This is a genomic window from Bradyrhizobium sp. CIAT3101 (genome assembly GCF_029714945.1).
In the GTDB taxonomy this organism is placed as follows: domain Bacteria; phylum Pseudomonadota; class Alphaproteobacteria; order Rhizobiales; family Xanthobacteraceae; genus Bradyrhizobium.
Window position 1 is genome coordinate 5,044,165 of sequence record NZ_CP121634.1, and the last position, 12,456, is coordinate 5,056,620.

The following is a 12,456-nucleotide window of genomic DNA, read 5'->3' on the forward strand; positions in this document are numbered from 1 at the left end:
AAAGCTAACCCATGATCCCACGAAATCCGAAACGATATTGGGCCGCAAAACGCAGATGTCAGGAATGACTTCCGCGGCCTGCAAGCTGATCGAGGTAGGCGCAGAACATGTCGGCCAGACCGTCGGCGTGGCGCGCGATCTCGGCCTCGCTGCGCGGCGCTTCCGAGAACCGCTTGCCGACTTCCGCCAGCGTCGTCTTGATCAGCTCCCCGGCAAGCTCGCGCGTCGCCTCCGAGGCCTGTGGCAGCGCCTCGCGCATGAAGACTGCGACGATGCCCTCGCCGGCCGCGCGCGCCGCCTCGGCCTCGGGCGCATCGCGATAGAGCGGCGCGGCATCACTCAGCGCGCCGCGGATCGCCGCCTCCTCGCATTCGGAACGTATGAAGGCGTGCACCAGCGCGCGCAGACGCACGAAGGGTGGCTTCGTCTGGTCCGCCAAAATGCCGCGCAGGAGCTCGCTCGTGCTTCGCCACTCGTCGCTCTGCAGGCGGAACAGGATCGCCGCCTTGTTCGGAAAATATTGGTAGAGCGATCCGACGCTCACCCCGGCCCTATCAGCCACCCGCGCAGTGGTGAAACGCTGCGCCCCTTCCTTCGCCAGAACCTGAACAGCGGCATCGAGGATGGCCGCGACCAGCTCGTTGGAGCGGGTCTGCTGCGGCTGTTTTCGTGAGGAAACTGAACGACTTCGACGATCGGCCACGGTCCACCCGGGGGAATGCGAATAGGAAATGCGACGAATTAGTCGTATTTCAATCCGCACGCAAGCCCACGCCTTGCCGCGAACTCTGGAGACACCGAATGACCACCCCGACCATCACCTCGCTTGCGCCGCTGCTGGATCGCCTATTCGACCAGGACGAAGCCGCACGCGGCGCGACACGAGCCGCCTTCGCCGACGTGACCGACGCCGACCGCGCGCGGATGATGCAGAGCAAGACCGATTACCGCGACCTCTACGCACGCCTGAGGGACGCGCCGCTCGCCGTCTCGCGCGAGACGGGCAGCCTGCTCTACATGCTGGCGCGCAGCTCGCGCGCGAAGATGATCGTCGAGTTCGGCACCTCGTTCGGTATATCGACCCTGCATCTGGCCGCAGGGTTGCGCGACAATGGCGGGGGAAGGCTCATTACCAGCGAATTCGAGCCGTCCAAGGTAGCGCGGGCGCGGGAAAATCTCAGAGACGGCGGGCTGATCGATCTCGTCGAAATCCGCGAAGGCGATGCGCTGAAGACGCTCGGCAAGGATTTGCCCGATCAGATTGATCTCGTGCTGCTCGATGGCGCCAAGGCGCTCTACCCGGAGATCCTCGATCTGGTCGAAGATCGTCTGAAGCCCGGCGCGATCATCGTCGCCGACAACGCCGATTTCAGCCCGGACTATCTCGCGCGCGTCCGCAATCCGGGCAGCGGCTACATATCCACGCCCTTCGCCGGGCACGTCGAACTCACCGTGCGGGTCAACTAGCGCCGCATCGAACGGCTCACGACGGTTTGAAGCCGCTGCGCGATTTGTCGCGCGGCGGCTTCCCGTCGTAGCCCCGGGCTCATCGCTCCCTGTCGCAGGCTCGTCACTCACACGTGATATCCGCTCCCGACAAAAGCCAGATTACGCGTGCTAAACATACCTACCGCGCGGTATCTTTCGCGCGCCAGGCCCGAGATCGTCATGACGTCCGCTTTCACCTCCTATGCCGCGCTTGCCCTCGCCATCGTGTTCGAGGTGACGGCGTCCGCCTTCCTGCAGCAGTCCGCGCAGTTCACGCGGCCCTGGCCGACGCTGGCGATGGTGCTGTTCTACGTGGCCTCGTTCTACGCGCTGTCGGTCGCGATCCGCGTCATCCCCCTGAGCATCGCCTATGCGATCTGGGGCGGGATCGGCATCATCCTGACTGCCACCGTCTCCTTCGTGCTGTTCCGCCAGATGCTGGACGCCGCAGCCTTCGTCGGCATCGGACTGATCGTCTCGGGGGTCGTGGTGATCAACCTGTTCTCGCAGACGACAGCGCATTGATGCCGGCGAGCGCCTATACCCGCGCCAAGCAGCCCGAGCAGGTGCGGCGCGCCCTGCTGGACCACGCCGCAGCGATCGCCATGGACCACGGCGTCTCCGGTGTCACGGTGCAAGCGGTGGCAGCGGCGGCCGGCGTCACCAAAGGCGGGCTGTTCCACCATTTCGGAAGCAAGCAGGCGCTGATCGAGGGCCTGTTCGCCGATCTGCTCGCCCGCGTTGATGCCGAGATCGACGCCGCCATCGAAGCGGATCCCAAGCCGCGCGGCAGTTTTACGCGCGCCTATGTCAATGCGGTGTTCACCGGCAAGGCGTTCGGCTTCGCCACGCCCTGGGCGGCGTTGAGCATGGTGGTCGTCACCGACCCCTCACTGCGCAAGCTCTGGAACGACTGGATGAAGGCGCGCCTCAAACGCCACCGCGCCACCGATGCGACGCCTGAGCTGCAGATCGTACGTCTGGCCGCAGACGGCGCCTGGCTGTCCTTTGTCACGACGGGACAGACCCGCATGAACGCCGATCTGCGCGCCGTGCACGACCGCCTGATCGCGCAGACCTATCGGCGCGTCTAGCCCAGCCGACTACTGGCTCTGCGCCGGCTTGGGCGGATGCGGCTTGGATCGGGGTGACTTTGCGCCAGGCTTCGCCGGAGCAACGGGAGGCGGCGTGTCGACCGACACCAGATAGGCTGCGAGCGCCTTGGCCGAGTCGGGACCGGCCGAATAATGGTCCTGCAGGAACCAGGACAGCGTCAGGGTGTAGCGCCCTTTCGCCAGCCCCCGCGGACTGCGGTGGCAGGCCGTGCAACCGTCGGCGAACAGCTTTTCAGCCGATTTGCCGGCGTCGAGATTTTGCGCGAAGGCAAACGGCGCCGTCAGCGCGATCGCAGCTGCGGCCACGGTCCCAAGAATCACCAGAGGCGCAATGACTTCGCGCCCCGGTCGAATGTGCGATCTCAATGTCGTCCCCTAGCCCGCGCCTTGCGATCACGCCGCCAGCAACTGATCGAACTCCGGCGGCGCGTAGGCCTTGCCGTCCTGATCGGTGATGACGACCCGCCACCCTTCGCTCGCCCAAACCTTCGCCTTCGCCACGATGAGCAACCGGCTTTCACGGGCAAAACTGTACTTCTCATTGTCGCGTTCTGCGACCATTTTATAGGCCAATGCTTGTCCCCTTGCGGTTGCCCTGCACCCGTTCCGTCGTGGCAGCGGGCTTTGGCGGCAATTCGCCGGGAGCGTGGCAATTTGGTGCCGTCCGCGGCAGCATTGTGCGCCGGCACCGGTTCCAGCAGCGCGACGGAGGTCCATACGCCGCATCATCAATGAGATTCTGCTTGCCGGGGGCTTGTTCGCGGCCGTGCCGCGCAACCGCGCAGACCTGGATCCGCGACGGCCGAGTGCTGTACAACCCCTATGCGGTGCAGAGCCGCCAGCCGGCGCCGGCCCATCGCCGCCGCGACGGAACCGATAATGCCGAGCCGATCCGCTCAGTGAACGCGGATCACGTGTGGACGGCCGAGATCGATCAGGCCCTGCACAGCCGATAAACGGTCGTCCAGGGCAGCTATGGTGAGCAACAGATTGTTGCGGCGCTCGTCGAGCAGCCCCATCTCGGCGCCGGAGAGCTTTGTGCTCGTCCGCTCCTTGTGGATGCCATCGAGAGATTTGCGCAAGCCCGCAATCAAGCTGGCCAATTGCCTCGCCTCCTTGGTCATCGACCGTTTCGCGACATTTTGGCGGCGCGAGTCCGCCTGGCTCTGTCTCATCTACATCCTCCCGTGCCCCGCTGCCCCGAGTGGATGCTTACACCTTTGAGTACACATATTACGATCGATGAAATCTGCCCGCGAAGAACTTTCTTAAATTGTACGCGCACGGAACCCGAACAACCCAAGCAAAAAGCCCGGCGCGAAGGCCGGGCTTTTCTTTTCAATGTCACTGGTGCTTCTGCGGACCACCACCGGGCCCGCCGCCATGCGGCGCGGCGTTGACGCGCGGCGCGCCACCGCCGCCGCCACCGGGATGCGGCATCGCAGGCGCAGGTGCAGCCGCACGCGGTGCCGGCATCTGCGCGTGGGCGTTCATCGGCGCGCCATGGCTGATATTCGGCTGAGCGACGTGCGGCATCGCGGGCCGGGGCGCCGGTGCGGCCGACACACGCGGCGCTTCATGTGCACGCGCCATCGGCTGCGCGCGTATCGCAGCGCGGCTTGCCGCCTGTTCGTGCATCATCCGCGCCTGCGCATCACGGGGATTGCGGCCTTGCACCGCAGTCCGCTCGTTGACGAAACGCTGGCTCCGTTCGGCGCGATTCCGATCGACGCCGATTGCAGCCTCGCGCTTGGCGATCGTCGCATCATGCCGCGCCGTCGCGGCATCGCGGCCGGAGACCGCAACATTGCCCTTGCCATGCGCGTCGCGGCCGAGCGCAACCGCAGCGTCACGCGTCGCGGCGCGTCCGATCCGAGCGGCGTGCGGATCGATCGCCATCCGCGTCGCAAAGCGCTCATGCGACGTCCAGTAGTTATTCCAGTAGGCGTGGCGGCGATACCAGGGGCGGCCCTCGTAGTAGCTCGACCAGTACGAGCTCAGCACGAACGGGACGACGGGCACGTCAACCTCGTCGGCATAGTCGGGCAGATAGACGTAGTGATTGCGGTAGAGATATTCGAGATATTGCGACGACACCCAGCCGCGGTCGTCGGAGAAGCTCACATCGCACCAGGCATTGCCGCGCAGGCAACCGTGGATGTTGACGCGGGCGCCCTCGGGGACGCGATCGACAAGCGGAAAGCCCGCACCCGGGCCGGCGCGCAGACCGGTCGAGACGGTGACGATTCCCGGCGCGGCCAATGCGGCCGTCGGCGCGAGCAGCAATGCAGCAACTAAAGCGGTTCTCAGTCTCATGGCGAAGTCCTCCTCTGAGAGGCGGAACGCGCGAGCGGAATGAAGCGTTCCGTGCGCCGACGCCGTATCAGCCAAAAGATTGAGAGGCGCGCTGCGCCCGCGGTTCAATATTCATCCGCCATTCATCGGCGCAGCACGTGTCAGTTCACCTGCAACATGAAGCCATCGAAATACGCCGCGAGCGCCGCAAAATCATTGAGCGGCAGCACCTGCGCGACGTATTGATCGGGCCGCACCACGACCATGCAGCCGGCCTTCCGATCGATGCCGCGCATGTCGAACACGTCGTGTCCGCTCTTGAGGTCCGGACAAAACATCTTTTCGTAGTCGAGCAAGCCGTAGCGCCCTTTCCGCGGCAGCAGCAGCGTCGGCATCGCCTCGATCGCGAGTGCGCGATGATCCTGCTGAAACACCGCGCGCAGATCGATCACGGCATCGATGTCGGCACCGGCCGGCGTGTACCGCTTGAGCGGCGATTCCCTGGCTTCCGTGAGGAAACTGCACAGCGCGCGAATGGCGGAGCCTGGCGCAGCCGGATCTTCGGCGCCGGAGAACGCATAGATCCGGAAACGACCATCCGCCTGCGCCGCGTGGCCGAGATGCACGGGCTTGGCGTCGCCAAGCCGTATGACCGGCGCCGAATGGAAGCGTTTGCCGATGACGAGGCCTCGCGCGAGATGCTGATGCGAGCGTGCGCCGGTGAGCAGTGACGGCGTGTAGTGCGTCGCCGTGCCCGCGGTGTAGCGGCCGTGCCTGACGAAATAGTCCTGCGTCTTCGCCGCATCGCCACCGCCGGCTTTCGCTGCGGAGGCGAGAATCCCGGACCATTCACGATCGAAATCGATCAGCTCCTTCGCGACCGCCTGCCGCTCGGCCGAATAGGAATGAAGCAGGCTCGGCGCACTCTGCTTCCGCAGCACGGCGGCGAGCTTCCAGCCGAGGTTGAACGCGTCCTGCATCGAGACGTTCATGCCCTGCCCGGCCTTCGGGCTGTGGGTATGACAGGCATCGCCGGCGATGAAGATGCGCGGCAGCCGCGTGTCGATCTCGGTTTCCGGCACGTCGTCGAACTTGTCGGTCAGGCGCTGGCCGATCTCGTAGACCGACCACCAGGCGATCTCCTTCACCTCGAGCGTATGCGGCTTCAGGATCCGCTGCGCTTTGGCAATCACGTCTTCGGCCGTGATGTTGCGGTTGGCAACGCGCTCGCCGATGTCGAGCTTTGCCAGCTCGACATAGAGGCGGACCATGTAGCCGCCCTCGCGCGGAATGATGAGAAGACTGCCGTCCTTCGACGACTGGATCAGCACCTTGAAACGGATGTCGGGAAAATCGGTCACCGCCAGCACGTCCATCACGCCCCAGGCATGGTTGGCGGAATCGCCATGCAGCTCGCGGCCGATCGACTTGCGCACCGTGCTGCGCGCGCCGTCGCAACCGACAACGTAGCGCGCCTTGATCGTCTCGACCTTGCCCTCGTTCGCGGCATCGACGCGTTCGAGGCGCACCGTCACGGCATGGTCGGCCGGCCCGGCGGCTGGATCGACCTGGAGGTCGAGCAGACGCCTTCCGTAATGGGGCTCGAGCTTGGCCGGCGACTTTCGCATGACGTCGAGGAAACCGTCATGGATGCGTGCCTGGTTGAGGATCACGTGCGGGAATTCCGACAGCCCGTCCTCGACGTCCTGCACCCGGCCGCTGCGGACGATCTTCTCGGGCACCTGCCCGTCCGGCTTCCAGAACGTCGTCTCGTTGACCCAATAGGCCTCCTTCAGCACGCGCTCGCTGAAACCGTAGGCGTGGAACATCTCCAGGGTGCGGCAGGCGATGCCGTCGGCCTGGCCGACCGCGAGCCGGCCCGGCTTCTGCTCGACGATGCAGGTCTTGATATCAGGGAATTGTGCGAGCTGGGCCGCGAGCGTCAGGCCCGCTGGGCCACAGCCGACGATGAGGACATCGACTTCATCAGGCACGGCGCCGACAGCGCCCGAGGCCTGGATGCGCTCGACGGGATCGGCGATCTCGGGGTCGCCCGGCTGGAATCCATTGAGATGGAATTGCATGAGCACCTCTCCCGTTGACGTCTTGTTGGATATTGCTCAGTATGCTGACTATCAGTATACTTGTCAATAATCATCCACCGTCCCTGTCCCTGCCCGCACGGAGAATTCGGTGAAAGACAACAACGACATGCCCGGCCATCTGGCGCGCCGGTTCCAGCAGATCGCGGTCGCCGTGTTTCTCGCCGAGGTCGGCGAAGCCGGCTTCGACCTCACCCCGGTGCAATACGCGGCGCTTGCGACCATCAAGGCCAATCCGGGGCTCGACCAGGTCACGCTCGCGGGACTGATCGCCTATGACCGCACCACCATCACCGGCGTGGTCGATCGCCTCGTGCAGAAAGGCCTCACTGAGCGGCGCGCCAGCAGCCGCGACCGCCGCGCCCGCGAGCTCGAGATCACCGACGAGGGCCGCCGCACGCTGCGCAAGATCACGCCCGCGGTCGAATCTGCGCAACAGATCATGCTGCGCGGCCTCAGCGCCAAGGAAGGCGAGGACTTGATGCGGCTGCTACGCAAGGCCATCGCCGCCGGCAATGAGCTCAGCCGTGCTCCGCTGCGTGATGCGCAAGCATGACCCCGTAGTTTTGTACGTATTTGTCGCAGACTCGCGAAACCTGGAGCTAACCTTCGGCTGTTACGGTCGGCATCAATTCTGCGCTTAACGCGCGATTAACTTTGCCGGTTTGGAGCTTCGGATGTTCAGGGTCGTCATTGCCGCCACGGTCATCGCGCTGTCCACCGGGCATGCGTTCGCGAATGGGCATGGCGGCGGCGGCGGCGAAGCCCCGGCCGCGCCGAAAGTCGAGGCGGTGCCCGCACCTGCGCGCTACGTTCTGACCAAGCAGGGCCCCAAGCTCGTCGACCTCAAGGGCATGACGCTCTACTTCTATGAGCGCGACACCAGCGGCAAGACATCGAGCTGTAACGGCAAATGCGCGGAGGCCTGGATTCCGCTGGCTGCTCCCGCGAATGCGCAGGCGACCGGCGACTTCACGCCGATCACCCGCAATGACGGCAGCAAGATGTGGGCGTTCCGCTACCGTCCGCTCTACACGTCGGTGGCCGACAAGGCGCCGGGCGAAGCCAATGGCACCGCCACGACGTTGCAATGGCGCGTCGCCCGGCCCGAGGATTAAGGCGCGAACGGCGCACGTCCATCAGTGCCTGAAGTGCCCACAAGCTTCGCATGGGCCGCGGAATCGGCCGAGGCGTAGTTCACCTCCGGATTCCAGTGCAGCACCGAGTACGCGACCAGTCCGGCGAAGATTGATCCGTAGAAGCCAACGGCAACCAAGCGCCAGTTGCGGACAATGCGACGGTCGCCCTCATTCAATTGATCAAGAAATTTTTGCATGATGCCTCCAATGGCAACGAGCCATTGAGACATAGCGCAACCGGCGCCTGGCGCCTGTGAAGCAGTTCACCTTTGCAACCGCCTGGTCGTCGCTCGACGCTGTCCCGACCTTCAAGCTTCGGTGATGCGGCTGACGTGACAGGTCAGATCAGCTGTCTCACCCGCGCCAGTTCGGTCCTGCATTCATCTGCGCACTTTGTCCAGGCGGTAGCACCACGACGGTTGCGTTGAGCTTCACCCGATCGAACAGATCGATTACGTCCTCATTGCGCATCCGGATGCAGCCCGACGAGATCGCCTGCCCGATATACTCCGGCTGGTTGGTGCCGTGGATGCGGTAGAGCGTGTCCTTGTTGCCGGTGTAGAGATAGATGCCCCGCGCGCCCAGCGGATTGGCGGGACCACCGGCCACGCGCGACGGATACGGCCCGAGTCGCGCCTGGATCTCTGCCGTCGGCACCCAGTCTGGCCATTCCGCCAGACGACCGACACGCGCGACGCCCGAGAAGGCCATCGCCTCTTCGCCGACCGCGACGCCGTAGCGGATCGCCTTGCCGTCGGGCAGTACGTAATAGAGATAGCGCGCATCGGTATCGACCAGGATCGTGCCCGGCTGCTCCTTGCGCGGATAATCCACGATGTGGCGGAGATATTGCTCAGGCACGTTCGCCTGGGCGTAAGGCGTGTGCGCCAGCAACTGACGGTCGCGCGGCGTCATGCTCGCATCCGTCGATGGCGAGAGCGTCGTCTGCATGCAGCCACCGAGCGGCAGCAGGGCGAGAACGAATAAAGCGAATAGAGATTTTGGCACCGCCGGCCCCCGATAGCGGATAGCAGCGCCCCCAGCGCAGTAAGAATGCTGCCCAAATCGTGCTGAAAACAAGGCAATGCGGAACACGTGCCCGTGTTCGGCACGGCTGGTTCCATCACCACAAACGACAGAAGACCGTCGCGATGTCTCCATCGCCTTGCCTTGCTTTGGTCAAACCCGGCTGGACTCGTGCGACATCAGGCCAACCCCAGGATTTGGTTGAGCTCACGCAACAGATCGGCTCGCGCGAATGCGGACGACCAAGGGGTCAAAGGAGCTGCGATGCTCGCAACGTTGAACAGCCGGCAGATCGTCGACGAGATCGTGAAGGACACGGTCAGCAACAACGATCCGCACGATGCCGTCCAGATTTCACATGACGTGGTGCGGGCTTCGCGCGTGACCGGCGAAGCGCCCACGCTGGCACCCGAGTTCACCGCCCGTCCGGAGCCAAAATTCGCGCCGGAGCCCAAAATTCATCCGGAGCCGAAATTCATCCCGGTCCTGGAGCCGCAAGCGGCAACGCCGTCGGTCGACACCGCCGTGCGCGTCACGGCCAGCGATAGTCGGGGCCGGCCGAAGCGATCGACCGCCGGCAGGTGGTTGCGCGGCGCGTTCCTCACATCCCTGTTGGCCGGCGGCAGCGCCGCCGCGACCATCGGCTGGGAGAAGCACGGCGACACTGCGAAGCAGATGCTTGCCGAATGGACACCGGTCTTGCAGTCGCTGCTGCCTTCGACGTCGAAGACAGCGCCGGTCGCAACCGCGCAGGCCGCGCCGCCCGCCGCACAGGATCAGGCCACCGCCACCGACCAACCTGCGGCGACGCCCGCAGCACCGGTTGTCGCCGCCGCCGCCGCGCCCGCCCCGACACAGGCCGATGCCTCGCAAACAGTGGAGTCCATGACGCGCGACATCGCCGCGATGGCGCAGCAGATCGAGCAGCTCAAGGCCAACATCGCCGAGTTGAAAACAAGTCAGGAGCAGATGGTCCGCGAGATGGCGAAGTCATCGGCGCCAAAGCCGGTCGCCGAGACAAAACCGCCGATCGATCCGCGTGCGCGCGTGTCTGCGCTGCAGCCGCGCCCTTCGGCGCCGATGCCGCCGGTTCGCAAGCCGAAGCCGATCGTGTCGCATAGCTACGCGCCGGCTTATTCGCCGCCGCCGATCGCGCCCCCGCCGCCGCCGTCACAGGCTGCCGCGGTCCCGCCGCCGGTGGCAGCACCGGTCGCGACGACGCAAGCCGTTGCCGATGATGACGGACCTGTCGTGCGTCCGCCGATGCCGGTGCACTAGCGCCGCATCAAACGACCAACGCAGGCTGGCTGACTCGATGCGATGATGTGAGTCCGTGCAACTACGGTGATGCGCCAACGCGCAGAAAGAGAAAAGGCCGTCGGGATCTATGCCGCCGGCCTTCTCTTGCAGCTGCCGGTTCCCGGAGCCCGGTTCTGCTGCAATTCCATGCCTTATGATCACGCCGACATATTTAATAAAATCTTAAAGCGCTGGAGCCTTGCACATCATTTCTGCGCCATAAGCGCAGAGATTGCGCGATCCGATCATCGGATAAATATCGACTCAGTGGTACGATCTCTCATGTTTCGAAGCCGTCCGTTTGAAGGCTTCTTTTGGAAATTTGGATCGTCACACCGGGGAATTCGGATGCCGTACTATTCCTTCGATCTCGTGGTTGGTGAAGAGTTCAAGAACCAGGGTGGAATCATCCTCGAAGACATCGAGGTTGCCTCCGATCGCGCCGTTCAGCTCGCCACCGAGCTGTCGCAGGTGAAGCCGGAGCTGCAGCGGAAAGGTTGCTCGGTGCGCGTCACCGATCGCGATCACAACGAGGTCTATCGCACGCCGCTCGATCCCGTGCCGGCCTGGCGTCGCTAGCTAGTCGTCCAGCACCGGCGCTTCGAACCAGTTCGTCAGCGACAAGCCGCCGTCGACGACGAAGGCCGCGCCGGTGACGTAGCCTGATAGCTTGTTCGAGAGCACGGTCAGTGCCATCGGCACGAGGTCGTCGGCCTCGCCGAGACGCCCGAGCGGAATGTGTCGCGCCAGCGAAGCATCCGCAACGAACCCTCCGGCCGCGATCGCACCCGGCACCAGCGCGTTGACGCGGATGTGGTGACGACCGAAGGTCTTTGCGAGCTCCTTCACCAGCATCGCCATCCCCGCCTTTGCCGTCGAGTAGTGCGGCAGGTTGCGCGGCGTGCCGGCGTGCAGCGAGGTGAGAAACAGGAACGAGCCGGGCCGTTTCGCCGCGATCAGCCGTTTTGCGATTTCGCGCGCCAGATGAAAGCCGGCATCGAGATTGACGGCGTGCATCTCCTGCCAGGTCCGGCGATCGACCGCGAGCGCATGATCGGCCTCGCGCCGCGGCGGCGAGGCGCTGTGCACGAAATGCGTGACCTCGCCAAGCGCCGCATCGGCGGCCGCAAGCAATTCGTCGCACGCCTCGAGCCGGGCGAGATCGCCGACCCAGGGCCGCGCCAGATCAGGCGACCCGCTCGCGTCAATGGCGGCCTTGACCCGCTCCGCGCTGACATCGGCAAAGAGCGTCCGCACGCCCTCGCCGACCAAGCCCTGCGCGATCGCGCGGCCGATACCGTTGCCCGCACCGGTGACGAGTGCCCTGTCGCGTGCGGGATCGAACGGTGTGCTGAACAGGCTCATGTCGCTCTCCGGGGGCAAGGTCGGGCCCAATCTAGCGTGCCCCACAAACAGGCGACAATCAGCCCCGGCGACCATTGCGAAGCGGCCCGCCGGACGCTAGCCTCCCCAAAAAACGAGGAGGATCCAAGGATGCGCTACCCGTTCCTGATGGCAGGCCTGTTGCTGCTCGCCGCGCCCGCCCAGGCAGCTGACGACCATACGCGCTCGAACTATGTGACGATGGTCTTGCAGGCCTTCGCCGCCAAGGTCGAATGCCCGAACACGGACGTCGCCTATCAGGATCTGGTGCAGAAGGCGCAGCAGATGCAGCTTCCCGATGGCACCACCGAGCAGGTGCGCAAGGCCATTGCCTGGATGCACACCGGCGGCAAGATGGGCGAGAAGCAGTCCGACGACATCATGGCGGAGGTCGCGGTCGCAACCCAGACGACGGACCTCGACCAGCGCCGGCTCGGCATGACCAGCTGGTGCGAAAAGCAGAAGACCAACCTTGCCGGCTTGATCCGAAACAAGGGCGGTTAACCGGCTTTTCCCGCACCGTTAAGCACGCCGCGACGGAACCCTCGTCGCGGCCCATAATCGTCACATTCCTGGCCAGCATGCGAGGCGTCTTCAAACTGGAGAACC

17 protein-coding genes are annotated in these 12,456 nt (G+C 64.7%); 8 read left to right on the forward strand and 9 right to left on the reverse strand.

The window, feature by feature from the left end; all coding sequences use genetic code 11:
- Window positions 1-58 precede the first annotated feature (58 nt).
- Window positions 59-703 carry a TetR family transcriptional regulator gene (locus QA645_RS23905; protein ID WP_283044153.1) on the reverse strand — a complete coding sequence of 215 codons (645 nt, stop codon included), beginning with the start codon at window positions 701-703 and terminating at the stop codon, window positions 59-61.
- Between the two features lie 98 nt (window positions 704-801).
- On the opposite strand from QA645_RS23905, the gene QA645_RS23910 reads away from it, so the two are divergent.
- The 3 genes from QA645_RS23910 (at window position 802) to QA645_RS23920 (ending at window position 2,582) form a co-directional block, all read left to right on the forward strand.
- Window positions 802-1,467 (forward strand): O-methyltransferase, encoded by a 666-nt coding sequence (locus QA645_RS23910; RefSeq protein ID WP_283044154.1) that lies wholly within the window; start codon window positions 802-804, stop codon window positions 1,465-1,467.
- A 201-nt stretch (window positions 1,468-1,668) separates the two neighbouring features.
- Window positions 1,669-2,013 carry a multidrug efflux SMR transporter gene (locus QA645_RS23915; RefSeq protein ID WP_254131133.1) on the forward strand — a complete coding sequence of 115 codons (345 nt, stop codon included), beginning with the start codon at window positions 1,669-1,671 and terminating at the stop codon, window positions 2,011-2,013.
- On the forward strand, window positions 2,013-2,582 hold the full coding sequence (locus QA645_RS23920; RefSeq protein WP_254193452.1) for a TetR family transcriptional regulator: 570 nt from the start codon (window positions 2,013-2,015) through the stop codon (window positions 2,580-2,582). The genes QA645_RS23915 and QA645_RS23920 overlap by 1 nt, the downstream gene beginning before the upstream one ends.
- Window positions 2,583-2,591: 9 nt before the next feature.
- On the opposite strand, the gene QA645_RS23925 is transcribed toward QA645_RS23920, so the two are convergent.
- From QA645_RS23925 to QA645_RS23945, 5 genes are all read right to left on the reverse strand, one after another.
- Complete coding sequence (locus tag QA645_RS23925; RefSeq protein ID WP_254131131.1) at window positions 2,592-2,909, reverse strand: hypothetical protein; 318 nt, start codon at window positions 2,907-2,909, stop codon at window positions 2,592-2,594.
- An 87-nt stretch (window positions 2,910-2,996) separates the two neighbouring features.
- Window positions 2,997-3,164 (reverse strand): hypothetical protein, encoded by a 168-nt coding sequence (locus tag QA645_RS23930; RefSeq protein ID WP_245305985.1) that lies wholly within the window; start codon window positions 3,162-3,164, stop codon window positions 2,997-2,999.
- Between the two features lie 335 nt (window positions 3,165-3,499).
- Window positions 3,500-3,727 carry a hypothetical protein gene (locus QA645_RS23935; protein ID WP_283044155.1) on the reverse strand — a complete coding sequence of 76 codons (228 nt, stop codon included), beginning with the start codon at window positions 3,725-3,727 and terminating at the stop codon, window positions 3,500-3,502.
- Between the two features lie 220 nt (window positions 3,728-3,947).
- Window positions 3,948-4,919 (reverse strand): SH3 domain-containing protein, encoded by a 972-nt coding sequence (locus tag QA645_RS23940; protein WP_283044156.1) that lies wholly within the window; start codon window positions 4,917-4,919, stop codon window positions 3,948-3,950.
- Between the two features lie 140 nt (window positions 4,920-5,059).
- Window positions 5,060-6,982 carry an FAD-binding monooxygenase gene (locus QA645_RS23945; RefSeq protein ID WP_283044157.1) on the reverse strand — a complete coding sequence of 641 codons (1,923 nt, stop codon included), beginning with the start codon at window positions 6,980-6,982 and terminating at the stop codon, window positions 5,060-5,062.
- 109 nt (window positions 6,983-7,091) lie between these two features.
- Between QA645_RS23945 and QA645_RS23950 the strand changes: the two genes are divergently transcribed.
- Entirely contained in the window at window positions 7,092-7,556 is a 465-nt protein-coding gene (locus tag QA645_RS23950; RefSeq protein ID WP_283044159.1) for a MarR family winged helix-turn-helix transcriptional regulator, read from the forward strand.
- Window positions 7,557-7,677: 121 nt separating this feature from the next.
- Window positions 7,678-8,118 (forward strand): hypothetical protein, encoded by a 441-nt coding sequence (locus tag QA645_RS23955; RefSeq protein WP_254193447.1) that lies wholly within the window; start codon window positions 7,678-7,680, stop codon window positions 8,116-8,118.
- Here the strand turns inward: QA645_RS23955 and QA645_RS23960 are convergent.
- Both QA645_RS23960 and QA645_RS23965 read right to left on the reverse strand, forming a co-directional pair.
- Window positions 8,115-8,336, reverse strand: coding sequence for a hypothetical protein (locus QA645_RS23960; RefSeq protein WP_254131125.1), 222 nt, complete (start codon window positions 8,334-8,336; stop codon window positions 8,115-8,117). The genes QA645_RS23955 and QA645_RS23960 overlap by 4 nt on opposite strands.
- Before the next feature lie 157 nt (window positions 8,337-8,493).
- Window positions 8,494-9,090, reverse strand: coding sequence for a L,D-transpeptidase (locus QA645_RS23965; protein WP_254135397.1), 597 nt, complete (start codon window positions 9,088-9,090; stop codon window positions 8,494-8,496).
- Between the two features lie 339 nt (window positions 9,091-9,429).
- On the opposite strand from QA645_RS23965, the gene QA645_RS23970 reads away from it, so the two are divergent.
- Complete coding sequence (locus tag QA645_RS23970) at window positions 9,430-10,443, forward strand: hypothetical protein (protein WP_283044160.1); 1,014 nt, start codon at window positions 9,430-9,432, stop codon at window positions 10,441-10,443.
- A gap of 369 nt (window positions 10,444-10,812) precedes the next feature.
- Window positions 10,813-11,043: a hypothetical protein gene (locus QA645_RS23975; protein ID WP_254131123.1), complete on the forward strand. Its 231-nt coding sequence runs from the start codon at window positions 10,813-10,815 to the stop codon at window positions 11,041-11,043.
- Here QA645_RS23975 and QA645_RS23980 read toward each other — a convergent pair whose 3' ends face one another.
- Complete coding sequence (locus QA645_RS23980; protein ID WP_283044161.1) at window positions 11,044-11,829, reverse strand: SDR family oxidoreductase; 786 nt, start codon at window positions 11,827-11,829, stop codon at window positions 11,044-11,046.
- 129 nt (window positions 11,830-11,958) lie between these two features.
- Here QA645_RS23980 and QA645_RS23985 point away from each other — a divergent pair, with 129 nt between their 5' ends.
- Window positions 11,959-12,351, forward strand: coding sequence for a hypothetical protein (locus QA645_RS23985; protein ID WP_254131121.1), 393 nt, complete (start codon window positions 11,959-11,961; stop codon window positions 12,349-12,351).
- Window positions 12,352-12,456: the final 105 nt, after the last annotated feature.